This is a genomic window from Nonomuraea rhodomycinica, assembly GCF_013363995.1.
Taxonomy (GTDB): domain Bacteria; phylum Actinomycetota; class Actinomycetes; order Streptosporangiales; family Streptosporangiaceae; genus Nonomuraea; species Nonomuraea rhodomycinica.
Window position 1 is genome coordinate 491,768 of the sequence record NZ_JABWGO010000005.1, and the last position, 16,387, is coordinate 508,154.

Sequence of the window (16,387 nt, forward strand, 5' to 3'; positions counted from 1 at the left end):
GACCCGCCTCGCCGAGTGACACACCCCCCGCTGGAGGAGACCCCTTGCGTAGAACCCTGCCCTGTCTGGTCGCCCTGACCCTGGCGGGCGGCCTGCTCGCCGGCACCCCGCCGGCCGCCTCCGCGCAGGCGGCGCGGACGGCCGGGACGGCGGCCCAGGACCCGCTCGGCATGCCGGCCTTCACCGGCGCGGACCCGGTGCCCGACGAGCCCGTCGGCTACCAGCCGCGCAGGATGATGGAGGAGATCTACCGGAAGGAGAAGGGCGGCGACTCCTACTGGATCGACCGCATGCTGGCCCGGCCGGGTGACGACCCGGCGGGCACCTGGCTGATGTCGCGCGGCCGGGCGCTGTTCATGAAGGAGCACGACCCCAAGAAGATCGGTTTCGGCGGGTACGTCGCGTACTGGGAGAGCATCGACAACCGCGACGCCTACACGATCTCCTTCGGCACCGGCCTGGACGAGGACGTCTCCAAGCGGCTGCAGATGCCCAGCCACTGGAGCGGCCGGTACACCGGGGACGGCCTCGCGGTCGGCGTGAAGAAGTTCATCACGCACGAGAACGTCGCCGTGACGACACTGGAGATCACCAACACGGGTCCGGCGACCAAGGACGTCCCCATCACGGTGACCTCCCCGTACGCCAGGACCGCGGACGGCGACCGGGAGCTGACCGGCGCGGTGTTCGCCAAGAACCGGCTGACCACGATCTTCCCCAGGCTCAGCGGTGACGGGCTGAAGGCCTCGGACGGCACGCTGAAGGGCTCGGTCACGGTCGCGCCCGGCCGGACGGTGCGGGCCAAGGTGCAGATGGGCTTCGTCACCGACGAGCTGCCCGCCTCCCGCTCGGAGTACGACGGCTACCGGGGCCGCTCGCCCGAGCAGGCGCTGCGCCGCCAGCTCCAGGACTACAACGCCTGGTGGGCGCGGAACATCCCCTACATCGACGTGCCGGACGAGAACATCAAGAAGTTCGTGTACTACCGCTGGTGGCTCATGCGCTTCAACTTCCTCGACGCCGACATCCCCGGGAACGACTACCAGTTCCCGACGTCGGTGGAGGGCGCGCTGGGCTACAACAACGCGATCGTGCTGACCGTCCCCATGTTCGTGCAGGACCTGAAGTACCTGCGGGACCCGATCTACTCGTACGGGCCGTGGGTGTCGGCCGGCGAGGTGTCGCGCAACTCCAAGTACACCGACAACCCGGGCGACCCGGAGAACTGGTCGAACAGCTACACCCAGTACATCTCGGCGGCGGCGCTGGAGAGCTACCAGATCCACGGCGGCCAGCCGGCGATCCTGCGCAACCTCGCCCGCTACGCCGAGAAGGACGTCCACGGGCAGCTCGCCGCCTACGACTCCAACGACAACGGGGTCATCGAGTACGACCGGGAGTACATGACCGGCAACGACGCCGACGCGGTGTCGTTCCACTACTACGGGCGGGCCAACGAGCGGCTGGAGGGCGCCTACGTCTACGCCAACGCGATGGCGGCGGCGCAGGCGTACGAGCTGACCGGAGACGCGGCCAAGGCCGCCGAGATGCGCGGCGTGGCCGACAAGGTGAGGAACGGCATCCTCACCCTGATGTGGGACGAGCAGGACAAGCTGTTCAAGCACCGTGACCTGCAGACGGGCAAGCTGATCCCGTGGAAGGAGTCGAACAACTACATCCCGTACGCGACCGGCCTGGTGCCCACCGACGACCCGAAATATCGGGAGGCGCTCCGTTTGTGGGCAGATCCCGCCGAATATCCGATCTTCCCGGCCTATACCGCTAACCAGAAGGACAAGGCGGAGGCCGCCGCGGCCGGCAACCCCGGCTCCAACAACTTCTCGCAGATCAACTCCACCCGGAACTTCGCGCTGTTCGGCAAGGCGCTGCGCCAGTACCAGTCGCCGTACATCACGGCCGAGCAGTACAAGCAGCTCCTGTACTGGAACGCCTGGTCGCAGTACGTCGGCGGCGACACCCGCTACCCCGACGCCAACGAGTTCTGGGCCGACTGGAAGCCGGACACCAGGACCATCGGCTACCGCTCCTGGATCCACCACACGATCCTCGGCAGCAGCAACTGGACCGTCATCGAGGACGTGATGGGCCTGCGCCCGCGCTCCGACGGCAAGGTGGAGCTGTGGCCGGTGGACATCGGCTGGGACCACTTCACCGTCAACGGCGTCGACTACCGCGGCAAGGACCTGACCATCGTCTGGGACAAGCCGGGCGACGGGACCCGGCACTACGCCGGGGTCCCCGAGGGGTACTCGATCCTGGTCGACGGCAGGCGCAAGGTGACCCTGTCCGGGCTGGCGCACGCCACCTGGGACCCGGCCACCGGCAAGGTCGAGGGCGGCCAGGCGGTGTACACCGAGAAGGCGCCCTCGATGAAGGCGCCCGTCCAGGTGGAGCTCTCCGGCGACCGCATCGAGGACCTGTTCCAGAAGGCCGGCGTGGACCTGCGCTCCACCCGCCCCGACCTGGTCAAGGCCGCCACCGCCTCCCACGGCGACCCGGCCGGGGCGGTGGACGGGTTCACGATCAACGAGCCGTACTGGGACAGCAAGGGGTCGGGCAGGCTGCAGGACTGGCTGGAGCTGGACCTCGGCTCGGCGCAGCAGGTCGACCGGCTCAGGCTGTACTTCTTCGACGACCGCAAGGCGGGCGGGCACCGGGAGCCGGCCTTCTACGCGGTGCAGTACCAGGACGGCGACACCTGGAAGGACGTGCCCGGACAGGCCAGGAAGCCGGTCCACCCGCGGGCGAACCTCAACGAGGTCGGCTTCCCGGCCGTCACCGCGCGCAGGCTGCGGGTGCTGGTCACCCACCAGCCCGGCTACGCGACGGGCCTGAAGGAGGTGCAGGCGTACCGCACGGGCGCCGACCCGGGCCCGGTCGTCAACCGGGCGCCCAGCGTGGTGGCCGTCGCCGATCCCGCCTTCAGCCGCCCGGGCCAGGCCAGGATCGACGCGGTGGTCAAGGACGACGCGCTGCCGTCCGGCAAGCTGACCACCCAGTGGGCCAAGGTCGACGGGCCCGGCGAGGCGTTCTTCACCGACCCGACGGGCACGAGCACGGTCGTCTCGTTCTCCGAGCCCGGCACGTACCGGCTGCGGCTCACCGCCTCCGACGGCGACAAGAGCAGCTCCGCGACCGTGACCGTGACCGCCACGGCCCAGGCCCAGCAGGTGAACGCGGCGCCCCGGGCCACGCCCACCGCCTCCTACACCTCCCCCTGGGAGAAGGTGACGGCCGTCAACGACGGCATCGACCCGCCGCGCTCCAACGACGGCGCCAACCCGCGCTGGGGCACCTGGCCGCAGCAGGGCACGCAGTGGGTGCAGCTCGACTGGCCGTCGCCGGTGCGGCTGAACAAGGCCGAGGTGTACTTCTTCGACGACGACGGCGGCGTCCGCGTGCCCGCCTCGTGGAAGATCCAGCAGTGGGACGGGGACTCCTTCGAGGACGTCACCGGCGTCGCCTCCTACCCGACGGCGGTCGACGCCTACAACGCCGTGTCCTTCGACACGGTCACGACCTCGAAGCTGCGCGTCCAGCTGGAGGCCGGCGGGGCGTCGGTCGGGCTGCTGGAGGTCAAGACGTACGAGGTCCCGCCGGACTCCGTCCGCCCCGTGCACGTCCCCACCCTGGCCGGGGCGCTGCCCGAGCTGCCGGCCACCGTGGAGACCGTGTACGCGGACGGCGCCCGCGGCTCGGCCGCCGTCACCTGGCAGCAGGTCACGCCCGAGCAGGTCAGGACCGGCGGCACCAGCTTCACCGTCGCCGGGCTCGCCGAGGGCGTCCGGCAGCCCGCCCAGGCCACCGTGTACGTCCGCACGACCGCGGCGGTGACCATCACCTCGATCGCCGAGGAGGCGGTCACGACCCGGGCGGGGGTGGCGCCGTCGCTGCCCGGGACCGTGGTGGCGACCTGCAACGACGGGTCGAAGGACAGCTCCGTGGCCGTCGCCTGGGAGGCGGTGGGACCGGAGCGGTACGCCCAGCCGGGCACGTTCACGGTGACCGGCACGGTGGCGGGCACCACCGTCCAGGCCAAGGCGACCGTGACGGTCCGCTGACGGCCCGGTGACCGGCCCGGTGACGGCCGGCTGAGCCTGGGGCCGGGCTCCCGCCGCGAGGGGCGGGAGCCCGGTCCCGGACGCGTCAGCGGCCCCCGTCCGGACCCTTGGGCACTTCCGGAACTCCGGGGTCCTGGGGCAGGAGGGTGCCGAGCGGGCCGAGGTCCAGGTTGAGGTCGGACGGCGACAGGCCGAACCGGTCGCACAGCTCGGTCATGGCGTCCTCCAGCCGCATCAGCGTCAGGCCGAGCACCTCGACCTGCTCGTCGGACAGGTCGCCCTCCTCCATGCGACGTACGGACTGCCGCTCGACGAGCTGGCGCACCAGCTCCACGAGGGTGAGCACGAGCCGGGACAGGTCGCGCTCGACCGCCTCCCGGTCGGCCTCGATCCGCAGGCGCGGCGAGCGCACCTCCCTGCCGGGCTCGTCCATGGAGCTCATCGCCCCGGCTCGTACGGCTCGCGGTCCGTCCGGGTGGCGTGCCCGCGGACGGGGTCGTAGGCGCGGATCGGCTCGGACTCGCGGATCGACATGAACAGGGCCCGCACCGAGATGCGGACGAGGTCGATGTCCGCGATCGACAGCACGATGTCCCCGCTCACGACCACGCCACCGGACAGCAACCGGTCCAGCAGGTCCACGAGGGCGACCCGTTCGGGCGGCAGCCGCCCCTCGGCGGCGAGCCGGTCCCCGCGCGTCTCCTCGAACGTCACATCAGGTCCCCTCCACGCGGCCCGCCATCGCCCTCGTCGTCGAGCACGGCGAACGAGTACGGCGCCCAGGGGCCGGTGAGCTGCACGTCGCCGCCCGGACCGCGCAGCTCCTCCACGGCCCGCGCGAACTCCTCCCCCCGCTCCCGGTCCACCAGGTAGGCGCCGTTCAGCACCATCGACTCGGGACGTCCGGACAGCTGCGGGTCCTGGGCGCGGTGGCGGCGGCTCGCCACCGCGATGGAGCTGAGCGCGCCGTGGATGTCCTCGGCCCGGGCGCCGGCCCGCCGCCACGCCTCCTCGCGCCCGCGGATCTGCTCCTGGCGCCGCTTCAGGTACGCCGTGCCGGGCCGTTCCGGCGTCTTCCCGCCCTCTTCCTCGCGGGCGGGTTCCTCGCCGGCGGCCGCGTACACCTTCACGCCCCACTCCTGGCGCCCGGCCACGCGGGCGAGCGCCCGCGCGAAGTCGTCGCACCGCTCCTCCAGCAGCGCTTCCACCTGCTCGTCGCCGCTGTAGACCGTGACCAGGCGCACGGGCACCACGGCCGCCTCCCGCGCCACCGCCTCGACGACGCGGTGGTGGGCGCGCGCGGTCTCCTCCAGCCAGTCGAGGTCCTCCATGGACCGCCGCAGCGGCTCCTCGCCGAACTGGTCGAGCGGCACGGTGCTCACGTACGCGACCAGCCCGGCCCGCCCGATCGCGCGCACCTCGCCGCCCGCGACGCCCTGGGGAAGCGCACCCTCGCGGCCGGAGTCCTCCTCGGCGGCGACGGCGTAGAGGTACGTGCCCGCACCCGGGTCAGCGGCCACGGTCGTCCTCCTCCCTCTCCACCTCGCCGCGGACGGCGCGACGGCGGGAGCGCCCCTCGACCTGCCCCTCGACGACGCGACGGCCGGAACGCCCCTCCGCCTCGCCCTCGACCGCGCGACGGCCGGAACGCCCCTCCACCTCGCGGTCGGCGCGGCGGGAGCGCGGGTAGCCCTCCTCGAGCTCGGCGACCCGGTCGCGCAGCCGCCGGTTCTCCTCCTCCAGGCCGCGGTCCTTGCCGGTGAGCCACGGGTCGTGCTCCCACCAGTCGATGCCCATCTCCCGCGCCGTGTCCACCGAGGCGATGATCAGCCGCAGCTTGATCGTCAGCAGCTCGATGTCGAGGAGGTTCACCCGGATGTCACCGGCGATGATCACTCCCCGGTCGAGGACGCGTTCCAGGATGTCCCCCAGATTGGTCGGCTCGCGCCCGCCCGAGGACGAGGGGTAGGCCTGGCGCCCGATTCCCGTCCGCGCTGGCTCCACGGTCAACCCCTCTCGCTGTCGCCGCTGCCGCGCCGGTAACGGCGCAGCCTCCGGTAGGAGAGCAGCCCGCCCTCCGCGTCCAGCTCGGCCTCGTACATCGCGAGGACGTCGCCGGACGACGGGATCCGGCGGTCCTCCACCACCTCGACGCCCACGGTCCACCCGCCGTCGGAGGGCTTGACCAGCGTGACGCCCTCGGGCTCGCGGGAGGTCAGCTCGGCGATGTGCCGTAGCCCGGCCTCGCCGGCGGTCGCCGCGGACAGCCGCCGGCCACGCCTCCGTGGCCGCTCCTCCTCGTAGTCGTCCTCCTCCTCGTCCTGGTAGTCGTCCGCTTCTTCGTCCTGGACGTCCTCGTCCTGGTAGTCCTCGTCGTTCTCGGCGGTCGGCTCGTCCGCGTCGTCCACGGCGTCCTCGTCCGGTGGGAGATCGTCCCGCTCGCGTTCGGACACGTCGTCCGTGCGGCTGCGTCGCCTGGCCGGCACGCGATCACCTCCTGCCCTCGTCCGGGCCGCCTTCGCCCGATCCGCCGTCATCAGAAGCGCCTTCGGCCGGGCCGGGTCCGGCGGGGGCCGTTCCGGCGGGCGGGCCGATCATCCTCGCCAGGACCTCGCGCATCCGCTCCTCCTGCTCCTCCTCGGAGATGAGTCCCTCGGCCGCGTCCCGCTCGATCTCCTCCAGCTCGCGCCGCACCGCGGCCGGGTCGCTCATCTGGCGCTCGACCTGCTCCTGGATCAGCTCACCGAGCCGGATCACTCCCTTGATCGGCGCCAGCGGCCAGCCGAACAGGAGACCGAGCAGGCCCATGCGCCCTCACCCCGCCGGCGTGACGATGAAGTCGTACGGTGCGAGCGGCCCGAGCAGCCGCATCTGGACGCGGCCCTCCCACTGCTCGGCGAACCGGTCCAGCACCTCCTCCAGGTCCTCCTGGCGGTCCAGCTCCACGAGCAGCGCGATGTGGGCGGCGTCCTGCTCGTGGGTGGGCTCGCGGACGGACGTCAGGACGCAGACCGGGGCCAGCGCCTCCAGGAGCTCCTGCGTGTCGGCCTCGCGCTTGGCGCTGACGGCCTGGTTGACCAGCTCGCCGAGCTGGATGCGCGCCTCCCGGCCCGCGTCCTCCGGCAGGCTCCGGACCTCCTCGCGCAGCCGCGCCACCTCCGGCTGCTCCTCCAGCACCTCGGCGAGGACGGCCCGCTCGACGTACCTGGCCTTGACGACGTACTCGGCGCGGCCCTCCAGCTCCTCCAGCGCCGTGCGGAAGTCGTCGTGGTGCGGCGCGAGCAGCTCCTCGACGACCGCCTCCGAGCTGGTCATCACCGCGCCGAAGCGGATCGGCAGCACCGGCACCTCGGCCGCGGTGGCGTCAAGCAGCCGCTCGTGCGCCATGAGATCGTCGGGCGTGCCCAGGGGACGGCCCAGGACCAGCTCGCTGACCAGCGCGCCGATCTCGCCGTGCCGGACGAGGGTGACCGCGGCGGACGGCTCGCCGACGCCGCGCGCCTCGTCCGACACCTGCACGTCGGCCGGCACGATCCCGTACAGGTAGACGCCCACTGCGGTGTCCGGCGCGGACTCCTGCCCCTCCTGCCCGCGTGTGGAGGTGTCCGTCATGATCAGCTCTCCCCCCTGCGGCGGCGCCTCGGCCGCGCCTCTTCCTCGCTCCCGGAGCCGCCCATCAGGTCGTCGAGTTTCTCCGCCGCGGCCTCCAGCACCCCCTGGGCCGCGCTCTTGCCCTCTCGGGAGATCTTGTTCTGCTTGATGTTCTGCATCAGCTCGGGCAGCCCCTGGCCGCCCTGCTCCGAGATGTCCAGCCGGTTCACCGCCTCGGCGAAGCGCAGGTAGGTGTCCACGCTCGCCACCACGATCCGCGCGTCGATGGTCAGAAGCTCGATCCCCACCAGGGAGACCCGCACGTACGCGTCGATGACCAGGCCCTTGTCCAGGATGGTGTCGATCACGTCCGCCAGGCCCGACGCGGAGGGTCGCTGGGCTATGCCGCCACCGCCGCCCGCGGGCTGGATAGTCATACGCTCACCCCTCGATTCTCACGCCACCGGCTCAGCCGCTCCGCGCGGCCGTCCGGCGACGCGCGGGACGCCGCGCCCGCGGCGCCTCCTCCTCTTCCTCTTCCTCCTCTTCGCCCTCTTCGCCCTCTTCGCCCTCGTCACCCCGGCCGACGGGCTGCTCCTCCTCTTCCTCCTCGCCCTCTTCCTCGGGCTCCTCTTCCTCGCCTTCCTCCTCTTCGCCCTCCTCGGGCTCCTCGCCCTCCTCGTACTCGCCCTCTTCGCCCTCGTACTCCTCGGGGCGCTCTTCCTCTTCGCCCTCTTCGCCTTCTGCGCCGCCTTCGCGCTCCCGTTCCTCGCGCATGGCGGTCTCGTGGTCCTTGGTGATCTCGCCGTCGTGGATCTCGCCGCGCCACCCGTCGTCGGCCATCTCCTCCGGGTGCAGCATGACGTTCCGCATGATGTGCCGGGCCACGTGCTTGAGCTCCAGGCGCGCCCGCCTGCCCTGGGCCCGCCACAGGTTGCCCGTACGCTCGAACAGCCCCTGCGGGTGGTATTCGAGGACGACGACGACGCGGGTCAGGTTGGGGGCGAGTTCGTGGAACGACACGGCCCCGTCGACCCAGCCCTTGGGGCCCTCCGAGCGCCAGATGATGCGGTCGTCCGGGATCTGCTCCTGGATCGTGGACTTCCAGTTCCGGTGCGACCAGAAGACCTGCGCCTTCCACGAGGTCTGTTCCTCGGACTCCTGGGTGACGCTGTCCACCTTCTTGGTGAAGGTCGGGAAGTCCTCGAACTTCGTCCACTGGTTGTAGACGATGCGGACCGGCGCGCCGATGTCGATCGTCTCGAAGATGTGGGTGAGCTTGAGCTTCCTCTTGCCGCCCTTGCCGCCCTTGCCCCCGCCGAACAGGCCGCCGAGCTTCTCGCCGACGGAGCCCGTGACGGCCTTCGTCGCCCCCTTCAGCAGCATCTTGCCGGGCGAGAACCCGCCGTCCTTGCCCCCGGTGAGCGCGCCGAGCAGCCCCGAGGCGCCGGCGCCCCCGGTGATGGCCTGGAGCAGCCCCGAGCCGTCGCCCTCGGCGACGTCGGTGAGCCGCCCCGTCATCTCCTCCAGCTTCTCGGTGATGGACCCCAGGGCCCGCTCGGCCAAGGCCATGGCGAGGTCCTGCAGGGCGTCGACGACCTCGTTCCCAGGACCTTCCCTGGTGGACTCGTCGGTCCTCGATGCGTCAGCCACCTGGCTCACCTCCGCGTCCTACTGGCCTGCGCGCTCTTCTCACCGGACTCGGCCTTGCGCCGGGCCGGCCGGGCGCCCGCCTTCTCCTCACCGCCGGACGTCCTGCTCCCGGAGGACTTGCTCCCCGACGCCTTTCCTCCGGAGGACTTGCTTCCGGAGGACTTGCTTCCCGAGGCACGGGACGACGTGGAGGAGGCGGACGACCGGGAGGCCGACGACTTGCCGGTGGAGGACTTGCCGGTGGAGGTCGAGGACTTGCCGGTGGAGGTCTTGGACCCCGACGACCGGGTCGCGGTCCCGGAGACCCTGCCGACCGCCGACCGCACACCCGAGGTGCCGGCCGTGGCGGCCCGGCTCACGGGCGACCCGCCGGACGCGCCCTGCGCGCGCACCCGGGTGCCCTGCCCGCGCCGCCGTTCCTCGGCGGGCTCCTCCTCTTCTTCCTCTTCCTCCTCCTCTTCGTACTCGTCCTCGGGCTCCTCGCCTTCCTCGGGCTCCTCGGGCTCTTCGCCCTCTTCGTCCTCGTACTCGTCTTCCTCGCCCTCGTACTCCTCTTCCTCGTCGGAGGGCCGTGCACGGCCCCGGCGGCGCAGCGGGCCCGGAGGGCTCGGCGGGCTCGGGTGCCGCAGCGTCTCGGCGCGGTCGTGCAGCTTCGAGGTGAGGTTCTCCACCTGCTTGCTCGCGGCCGCCATGGCGGCCGCCTTGCCGACCTCCAGGAGCTCGCCCCGGAGCCGGTTGGTGATCTCCTCGATCTGGGGGGACGTGCCGAGCGCCTTCAGGCCCTGCTGCAACAGTCCGCCGCCGTTCTTGCGCAGCCGGCCCGCCGCCCCCGCCGCTGCCAGAGCGGCCGCCATGCGCAGTTTGCGACGCCGGCCGAGGCAGTAACCCATGGCGAGGGCGAGCGCCACTCTGGACTTGTCACTCATGACACGCGCTCCTTCTGTCGGCACCCGGCCTGGCGGTGGCCGGTCTGCCCCATCGGTGCCCGACAAAGGGACAAGGAAACACTTACTGGTAGAAAACGGTCAGACTTGACGCTCGGTCACCCCGGCGTTTAAGAAGCCCGCCAGGCAAGCCGATCCCGCCCCGATCTCCGCCCCCCGTGCCGCGATAGGTTCGGCCGTCATGGACGGCGTCGCGGGCACCCTCGTCACGGCCGCCGGGATGTTCGCCGGCACGAACGTGGACGACCTCGTCGTCCTCACCGTCCTGTTCCTGTCGTCCCGCGCCGGCGGGACGCCCCGCCCGTGGCAGATCTGGGCCGGCCAGTACACCGGGATCGCCGCCCTGGTGGCCCTGTCGGCGGTCGCGGCGCTCGGCCTGACGGTCGTCCCGGACCGCTGGGTGGGCCTGCTCGGCCTCCTCCCCTTCGCCCTGGGGGTGCGCGGGCTGGTCGCGGCCGTGCGCTCGCGCAAGGACTCCGGCGACGACCCGCCCCCGCCCGCGGTCGCGTCGGGCATGGCGGCGGTGGCGGGCGTGACCATCGCCAACGGCGCGGACAACCTGTCGGTCTACACGCCCGTGTTCCGCACGATCGGCCCGGTGCCGTCGCTGGTGACGGTCGCGGTGTTCGCCGCGGGCGTCGCCCTGTGGTGCCTGGCGGGCTCCTGGCTCGGCTCGCACCGCACGGTCATCGGGGTCGTCGAGCGGTACGGCCACTGGATCGTCCCGTTCGTCTTCATGACCATCGGGGCGTTCATCGTCCTGGAGTCCGGAGTGCTCTCCTTCGGGTAGGAGGCGGTGAGGGAACCGTCTCCGTGGAGGTCTCGTGGAACTGGGGCTGGCTGACAAGGTCGCCGTCGTCACGGGCGGCAGTTCGGGCATCGGCCTGGCGGTGGCGCGGGGGCTGGCCGCCGAGGGGGCGCACCTGGTGCTCGCGGCGCGGGGCGCCGACCGCCTCGACCGCGAGGCGCGCGCGATCGCCGAGGAGCACGGCGTACGCGTCGTGCCCGTGGCCTGCGACGTGGCGACCGCCGCCGGCACGGCCGCGCTGACCGGCGCCGCCGAGGACGCCTTCGGGGGCGCCGACCTCCTCGTCAACAACGCGGGCGCCGGGTCCAACGAGACCATCCTCGACGCGCCGGACGAGAAGTGGCAGGAGTACTGGGACCTGCACGTGATGGCGGCCGTGCGGCTGGCCCGCGGGCTCGTGCCCGGCATGCGGCGGCGCGGCGGCGGCGTCATCCTGCACAACGCCTCGATCTGTGCGGTGCAGCCCCTGTGGTACGAGCCCATCTACAACGTGACCAAGGCCGCGCTGATGATGTTCTCCAAGGTGCTGGCCACCGAGGTCGTGGGCGACGGCATCCGCGTCAACTGCGTCAACCCCGGCCTGGTCCTCACCCCCGACTGGGTGAAGACGGCGAAGGAGCTCAGCGGTGACGACTGGCGGCGCCACCTCGACGACGTCGCCCGCGAGCACGCCCCCATCGGCCGCTTCGCCACCCCGGAGGAGGTTGCGAACCTCCTGGTCTTCCTCTGCTCCGACCGCGCGAGCTACTCCGTGGGCTCGACCTACTTCGTCGACGGCGGCATGCTCCGGACGGTGTGAGGCCGCGGCCCCGTGGTCAGGCGCACCAGACGTACACCGTCCGGCCGACCGCAAGCAGCCAGACGCCGACCACGACGGCGCCCGCCCAGGCGCGCCTGAACGCCAGAAACCCCGCGAACGACGCCAGCACGCCGATCCCGGCGGCGACCGTCGCCGCGAGGATGTTCGACAGGTACGGCGGATTGTCGTCGCCGGGACCGACCGCGTCCTCCCGTCACCCACCGACCTGAGCGGGCGACGGGACAACGAAACGGCGGCACTCGGATGAGTGCCGCCGTTTCGATCGGGTGGAGCTATGGGGATTCGAACCCCAGACCTCCTCCATGCCATGGAGGCGCGCTACCAACTGCGCCATAGCCCCTTGATTCCTCGCCAAGTGTATCGGAGATCCCGCACTCCCCGTGCCACCCGAGCGGGAACCACGCGCTAGGCCGCCCGCCGCACCGGCATGCCGAGCTCCCGGACGAGGGCGCACAGGTCCACCCCTGCGGAGCGCATGATCCGGGCCGCGCCGTTGCCGCCGTCGGCCAGCAGGCCCCACAGCAGGCTCTCGCCGGTCACCGGGCCCGGCCGCCAGCGCGCCACCTCCACCACCTTGCGCACGTGCGCGGCCAGCGGGATCGACCCCAGCGGCCCGTGCAGCGTCATCCTGAGCGGCCGCAGCGGCGAGCGCGTGAGCCGCCACCGGTCCGGGTCGTCGGCGCCGGCGCGGGTGCGACGGCGCACCTCGTCGAGGTCGATGCCGAGCGTGGCGAGCAGCGCCCGCGCGTCCGGGCCCGTGTCGACGCGGGCGTCGATCTCCTCGCGCGTGGCGGTGAACGAGGCGAGGCCGAAGGGGCGCGTCTCGGCGAGGGCCAGCAGGACGACCCCGGTGGTCAGGGCCGGATGGCCGGCGTCGAGCGCGATCGTGCCGGCTCTGACCAGGGCCCGGCGCGCGGGCGCGGTGAAGTCGGCCAGGCCCTGGTGCGGGGCCGGGTGTCCGTGGGGCGGCATCGCGTCACCTTCCGAGTCTGCGGGCGTGCTTGCGGTGGACCGTCTGGCGCTTCACGCCGAGCGCGTCGGCGATCCGCTCCCAGGACCAGCCGCGGTCGCGGGCGTTGGACACGTGCGTCGCCTCCAGCTCCTCCAGCAGGGTCCTGAGGGCCGCGACCGCCGCGAGCCCCACGCCGGGGTCGGGGTCGGCCGCCGCGCGGGCCAGATCGGTGGCGTTCGCGGTCATGGTGTCAGCATATGCTGACACAGCCGCACTTGTCATCATATGCTGACAAACCGGTGGAGACAGCGGGCCGGCCAGGACGGCGGACCTTAGAGGCGGTCCGCCAGGCCGCCAGGACCGCCAGGATCGGCAGGGCGTCGGCCAGGCGCCGGCGTTCCTCCGGCGTGAGCGTGTCCACGGCCGCCGCCAGCCGCTCGGTGATGAGCAGGTCGCGGCTGGCCAGCGCGTCCCGCCCCTTACCGGTGATCGAGGTGATGACCCGCCGCCCGTCGGCCGGGTCGGGGTCGCGGGCCACGAGCCCGCGCCGGTGCAGCCCGCCGGGGATCGTGCCGATGGCCTGGGCGGTGACGCGCTCCAGGGCCGCGAGCCGCGCCGAGGTGAGCGGCCCCTCCCGGTCCAGCCGCGACAGGACGGCGAGCTCGCTGAACGACACGTCGTCGTCCGCGGCGTTGGTGTAGAGCTGGCGGATGCGCCTGGCCAGGCGGCCGACGGCGGCCTTTCAGCCGCCCGCCACCGGCACGCGCACCGCGCCCCTCCGCCTCACCTCGGCCGACGGCGCGACCTTCGCCGCCTACGAGGCCCGTCCCGACGACGACCGCGGCGAGGGCTTCTCCTTCATGGAGCACATCACCAGGCTGAGCCGCGACGGCATCCAGGCCGACATCATGGCCGGCCGAGCGGCTCGGCCGCCCGGCGGTGGCGCTCGGCTTCTGCATGGGGGGGCGCAACGCGTTCCTGGCCTCCGCGCCGCGGTTCGGGTTCGCCGGTGTGATCGGCTTCTACGGCGTGCCGGGCGTCGCGGGGCCGTACGGGCCGGGGCCCACCCAGCAGGCGGACGAGCTGTCGGCGCCGATCCTGGGCCTGTTCGGCGGCGCGGACGCGGGCATACCCGCCGAGCAGGTGACGGAGTTCGGCGCGGCGCTCACGGCGGCCGGGGTGCGGCACGAGCTGGTCACCTATCCGGGCGCGCCGCACGGGTTCTTCGACGCCGGGTACGGCGAGCACCGGGCGGCCTGCGAGGACGCCTGGAAGCGGGTGACGGGGTTCCTGGCCGGCCTCTGACGGACCGGCCGGGGAGGCGACGGACCGCCCCGGCCTGCGACGGACCAGCCGGAGGTCAGCGGGTCACGGTGGTGCGCATGGTCAGGGTGGTGCCCTCCTCCAGGGCCAGCTCCACCGTGACCGCCCCCAGCTCGGAGGTGCGCGTCACGTGCGTGCCGCCGCACGCGATCGACGCCTCACCCTCGGGCAGCGAGCAGTGCCAGGTACGCCGGGCCGTCAGCTCCGGGCCGGGCACGTCGAGCCGTACGGGCGCGTCGGCCGCCACCCACTCCTTGAGCCGGTCGTTCGCCGCGGCGGCCACCTCGGCGAGGGCCGTGTCGAGGCCGTCGGCCGTGAAGCCCTTCTTGCGCAGCGACTTGCCGAGCCGGTAGACGTCCACGCTGGCGTCGGGCTCGATCCGCGAGGAGGTGATCGCCGTCTGGTCGAAGTCGGGACGGCCGAGCGCGTCCAGGGCGGGCTCCTTGCGCCAGCGATCGGCCAGCGCCGCGTTCAGGGCGAGGGCGGCCAGGTGGCAGGCGGTGTGCCCGGCCGACAGGGCCGCGCGGTAGGCGGGGTCCACGGCCAGCTCGACGCTCTCGCCGACGGGCAGCGGCGCGTCGGTGACGTGGACGACGAGCCACTGCCAGCCCTCGGCGCCGCGCCGCGCCGGGATGTCCGCCCCGAGGTGGATCTCACCGTCCGACCAGGCGCCGGTCACGCAGTCGACGACCGGCAGCCCGCCGATCGTGCCGCGGTCGGCGGGCTGGTCGGGCCAGGTGTGGTCGAGGGGGTGGAACGGGGTCTCGGAGACGACGAGGCCGTGCCGCTCCCCCACCGGCACGGTCCCGACGATCCGCGAGCGGCCGCTGACCTGGCCCGCGGGAAAGGTGACGACGGTGGAGTTCACGCCGGAATTGTCGCAGGTTCGGCGTCCACGCGTTCGCGCCGCTCGTCCTCGATGAAGCGCTGCCGGCCCGCGTACAGGCCGGTGACGAGCTGCGCCGCCAGCACGATGAAGATCATCGCGTACGGCAGCGACCATCCGCCGGTGAGCTCGCGCAGCAGCCCCACGGCGAGCGGCCCGGCGCCGGCCATGAGGTAGCCGGCGCTCTGCCCGAAGGCGGACAGCGCGGCGGTGGCCTCGGCGGTGCGGGTGCGCAGGCCCAGCATCATGAGCGCCAGCGGGAACGAGCCCATGCCGAGGGCGATGAGCACCACCCACACCATGGCGGTCGAGACGGGCGCGAGCCACAGCCCGAGGAAGCCGGCCGTGTACGCCGCGACCAGCCCGACCACCACGGGCCGCTGGTCGCGGAAGCGGGAGGCGACGACGGGGACGAGGATCGAGACGGGGATGTTGAGCGCGGTGAAGACGCCGAGCACGAACCCGGCCTCGCCGGTGCTGTAGCCGCCGTCGGTGAGGATCGTGGGCAGCCAGCCGAACATGATGTACGCGATCATCGACTGGGTGCCGAAGTACACGGCGATCGTCCAGGCCAGGCGGCTGCGGGCGAGCCGGCGCAGCCCGGCGGGGGCGCCGGCCGTGCCGCTCTCGCCGCCCTGCGCGGCGGTCCGGCGGCGGGCCGGGTCGCTGCGCAGCAGCGCGAGCCACGGCAGGGTGGCCACGGCGGCCAGGGCGGCCCACACGCCGAGCGCGATGTGCCAGTCGCCCGAGGCGCGCTCGATCGGCACGGTGGCCGCGGCGGCCAGCATCGTGCCGGCGGCGAGCGCGGTCGTGTAGACGGTGGTCATGATCCCGGTACGGGCCGGGAAGTGGCGCTTGATCAGGGTGGGGATGAGGACGTTGCCGACGGCGCCGCCGGACAGCGCCACGGCGCTGCTCAGCAGGAAGACCGGCGCGGAGTCCACCAGCGCCCGGACCAGCAGGCCCGCGCCGAGGGTGACGAGGGCGAGCAGGAGCAGCCGGTGCTCGCCGATCCGCCGCGACAGCGTGGGGGTGATCGCGCCGACCGTCGCGAAGGCGAGCACGGGTAGCGTGGTGAGGAGTCCGGTGCCGACGCTCGTCATGCCGAGGCCCTGGGCGAGCTGGTCGAGCAGCGGTCCCACGCTGGTCACGGCCGTGCGGAGGTTCAGGGCGGCGAGGACGATTCCCAGCACCAGGAGCCAGGCGAGGGGGCCGGTCCTGCCTCTGGACTCGTGGGTGAGCACGCTCATCTGGGGGAGATCCTCCACTCATCAAATCATGGGACGAATGGCAATCCTAACAGCCCCAAAACGGGCATTTATTCCTGG

At 72.7% G+C, this 16,387-nt stretch carries 19 protein-coding genes and 1 tRNA gene; 4 read left to right on the top strand and 16 right to left on the bottom strand.

Annotation, left to right across the window (positions count from 1 at the left end; genetic code table 11):
- Window positions 1-44: 44 nt before the first annotated feature.
- The gene (locus HT134_RS23705) at window positions 45-4,082 is read left to right on the top strand and encodes an Ig-like domain-containing protein (protein WP_175602623.1); all 4,038 of its coding nucleotides are present in this window, start codon (window positions 45-47) and stop codon (window positions 4,080-4,082) included.
- Window positions 4,083-4,167: 85 nt separating this feature from the next.
- Here HT134_RS23705 and HT134_RS23710 read toward each other — a convergent pair whose 3' ends face one another.
- The 10 genes from HT134_RS23710 to HT134_RS23755 are packed head-to-tail and all read right to left on the bottom strand — an operon-like array spanning window position 4,168 to window position 10,252.
- Window positions 4,168-4,524: a gas vesicle protein K gene (locus HT134_RS23710; RefSeq protein ID WP_246365015.1), complete on the bottom strand. Its 357-nt coding sequence runs from the start codon at window positions 4,522-4,524 to the stop codon at window positions 4,168-4,170.
- Complete coding sequence (locus HT134_RS23715; protein ID WP_175602624.1) at window positions 4,521-4,796, bottom strand: gas vesicle protein; 276 nt, start codon at window positions 4,794-4,796, stop codon at window positions 4,521-4,523. The genes HT134_RS23710 and HT134_RS23715 overlap by 4 nt, the downstream gene beginning before the upstream one ends.
- Window positions 4,793-5,602: a GvpL/GvpF family gas vesicle protein gene (locus HT134_RS23720; RefSeq protein ID WP_175602625.1), complete on the bottom strand. Its 810-nt coding sequence runs from the start codon at window positions 5,600-5,602 to the stop codon at window positions 4,793-4,795. Before HT134_RS23720 ends, HT134_RS23715 begins: the two co-directional genes overlap by 4 nt.
- Window positions 5,592-6,086: a gas vesicle protein gene (locus HT134_RS23725; RefSeq protein ID WP_175602626.1), complete on the bottom strand. Its 495-nt coding sequence runs from the start codon at window positions 6,084-6,086 to the stop codon at window positions 5,592-5,594. The genes HT134_RS23720 and HT134_RS23725 overlap by 11 nt, the downstream gene beginning before the upstream one ends.
- Window positions 6,087-6,088: 2 nt before the next feature.
- Complete coding sequence (gene gvpO / locus HT134_RS23730) at window positions 6,089-6,568, bottom strand: gas vesicle protein GvpO (RefSeq protein ID WP_312888360.1); 480 nt, start codon at window positions 6,566-6,568, stop codon at window positions 6,089-6,091.
- Window positions 6,569-6,572: 4 nt separating this feature from the next.
- Complete coding sequence (locus tag HT134_RS23735; RefSeq protein WP_175602628.1) at window positions 6,573-6,890, bottom strand: gas vesicle protein GvpG; 318 nt, start codon at window positions 6,888-6,890, stop codon at window positions 6,573-6,575.
- Window positions 6,891-6,896: 6 nt separating this feature from the next.
- A complete protein-coding gene (locus tag HT134_RS23740; protein WP_175602629.1) occupies window positions 6,897-7,694 on the bottom strand; it encodes a GvpL/GvpF family gas vesicle protein in 798 nt (265 codons plus the stop codon).
- Between the two features lie 2 nt (window positions 7,695-7,696).
- The gene (gene gvpJ / locus HT134_RS23745) at window positions 7,697-8,110 is read right to left on the bottom strand and encodes a gas vesicle protein GvpJ (RefSeq protein WP_175602630.1); all 414 of its coding nucleotides are present in this window, start codon (window positions 8,108-8,110) and stop codon (window positions 7,697-7,699) included.
- Window positions 8,111-8,141: 31 nt separating this feature from the next.
- Window positions 8,142-9,326, bottom strand: coding sequence for an SRPBCC family protein (locus HT134_RS23750; RefSeq protein WP_312888361.1), 1,185 nt, complete (start codon window positions 9,324-9,326; stop codon window positions 8,142-8,144).
- A gap of 5 nt (window positions 9,327-9,331) precedes the next feature.
- Entirely contained in the window at window positions 9,332-10,252 is a 921-nt protein-coding gene (locus tag HT134_RS23755; protein WP_175602631.1) for a hypothetical protein, read from the bottom strand.
- A 199-nt stretch (window positions 10,253-10,451) separates the two neighbouring features.
- On the opposite strand from HT134_RS23755, the gene HT134_RS23760 reads away from it, so the two are divergent.
- Window positions 10,452-11,060, top strand: coding sequence for a cadmium resistance transporter (locus tag HT134_RS23760; RefSeq protein WP_175602632.1), 609 nt, complete (start codon window positions 10,452-10,454; stop codon window positions 11,058-11,060).
- Window positions 11,061-11,094: 34 nt separating this feature from the next.
- Complete coding sequence (locus HT134_RS23765; protein WP_175602633.1) at window positions 11,095-11,877, top strand: SDR family NAD(P)-dependent oxidoreductase; 783 nt, start codon at window positions 11,095-11,097, stop codon at window positions 11,875-11,877.
- A gap of 288 nt (window positions 11,878-12,165) precedes the next feature.
- Here the strand turns inward: HT134_RS23765 and HT134_RS23770 are convergent.
- From HT134_RS23770 to HT134_RS23785, 4 genes are all read right to left on the bottom strand, one after another.
- Window positions 12,166-12,238, bottom strand: a tRNA-Ala gene (locus HT134_RS23770).
- Window positions 12,239-12,303: 65 nt separating this feature from the next.
- Window positions 12,304-12,870: a Clp protease N-terminal domain-containing protein gene (locus tag HT134_RS23775; protein WP_175602634.1), complete on the bottom strand. Its 567-nt coding sequence runs from the start codon at window positions 12,868-12,870 to the stop codon at window positions 12,304-12,306.
- Window positions 12,871-12,874: 4 nt separating this feature from the next.
- Window positions 12,875-13,096 carry a helix-turn-helix domain-containing protein gene (locus HT134_RS23780; protein ID WP_175588552.1) on the bottom strand — a complete coding sequence of 74 codons (222 nt, stop codon included), beginning with the start codon at window positions 13,094-13,096 and terminating at the stop codon, window positions 12,875-12,877.
- Between the two features lie 4 nt (window positions 13,097-13,100).
- Window positions 13,101-13,526 carry a MarR family winged helix-turn-helix transcriptional regulator gene (locus HT134_RS23785; protein ID WP_217708226.1) on the bottom strand — a complete coding sequence of 142 codons (426 nt, stop codon included), beginning with the start codon at window positions 13,524-13,526 and terminating at the stop codon, window positions 13,101-13,103.
- A 281-nt stretch (window positions 13,527-13,807) separates the two neighbouring features.
- On the opposite strand from HT134_RS23785, the gene HT134_RS44795 reads away from it, so the two are divergent.
- On the top strand, window positions 13,808-14,155 hold the full coding sequence (locus HT134_RS44795) for a dienelactone hydrolase family protein (RefSeq protein WP_217708227.1): 348 nt from the start codon (window positions 13,808-13,810) through the stop codon (window positions 14,153-14,155).
- A gap of 55 nt (window positions 14,156-14,210) precedes the next feature.
- Here HT134_RS44795 and HT134_RS23795 read toward each other — a convergent pair whose 3' ends face one another.
- Window positions 14,211-15,041: an alanyl-tRNA editing protein gene (locus tag HT134_RS23795; protein WP_175602635.1), complete on the bottom strand. Its 831-nt coding sequence runs from the start codon at window positions 15,039-15,041 to the stop codon at window positions 14,211-14,213.
- The gene (locus HT134_RS23800) at window positions 15,038-16,309 is read right to left on the bottom strand and encodes a CynX/NimT family MFS transporter (protein WP_175602710.1); all 1,272 of its coding nucleotides are present in this window, start codon (window positions 16,307-16,309) and stop codon (window positions 15,038-15,040) included. Before HT134_RS23800 ends, HT134_RS23795 begins: the two co-directional genes overlap by 4 nt.
- Between the last annotated feature and the right edge of the window lie 78 nt (window positions 16,310-16,387).

What these genes read in the sequence shown, in the direction of transcription:
- HT134_RS23710 (WP_246365015.1), bottom strand. Translation starts at nt 4,524, where the DNA reads ATGAGCTCCATGGACGAGCCCGGCAGGGAGGTGCGCTCGCCGCGCCTG.
- HT134_RS23735 (WP_175602628.1), bottom strand. Translation starts at nt 6,890, where the DNA reads ATGGGCCTGCTCGGTCTCCTGTTCGGCTGGCCGCTGGCGCCGATCAAG.
- HT134_RS23740 (WP_175602629.1), bottom strand. Translation starts at nt 7,694, where the DNA reads ATGACGGACACCTCCACACGCGGGCAGGAGGGGCAGGAGTCCGCGCCG.
- gvpJ (WP_175602630.1), bottom strand. Translation starts at nt 8,110, where the DNA reads ATGACTATCCAGCCCGCGGGCGGCGGTGGCGGCATAGCCCAGCGACCC.
- HT134_RS23755 (WP_175602631.1), bottom strand. Translation starts at nt 10,252, where the DNA reads ATGAGTGACAAGTCCAGAGTGGCGCTCGCCCTCGCCATGGGTTACTGC.
- HT134_RS23760 (WP_175602632.1), top strand. Translation starts at nt 10,452, where the DNA reads ATGGACGGCGTCGCGGGCACCCTCGTCACGGCCGCCGGGATGTTCGCC.
- HT134_RS23775 (WP_175602634.1), bottom strand. Translation starts at nt 12,870, where the DNA reads ATGCCGCCCCACGGACACCCGGCCCCGCACCAGGGCCTGGCCGACTTC.
- HT134_RS23780 (WP_175588552.1), bottom strand. Translation starts at nt 13,096, where the DNA reads ATGACCGCGAACGCCACCGATCTGGCCCGCGCGGCGGCCGACCCCGAC.
- HT134_RS44795 (WP_217708227.1), top strand. Translation starts at nt 13,808, where the DNA reads ATGGGGGGGCGCAACGCGTTCCTGGCCTCCGCGCCGCGGTTCGGGTTC.
- HT134_RS23800 (WP_175602710.1), bottom strand. Translation starts at nt 16,309, where the DNA reads ATGAGCGTGCTCACCCACGAGTCCAGAGGCAGGACCGGCCCCCTCGCC.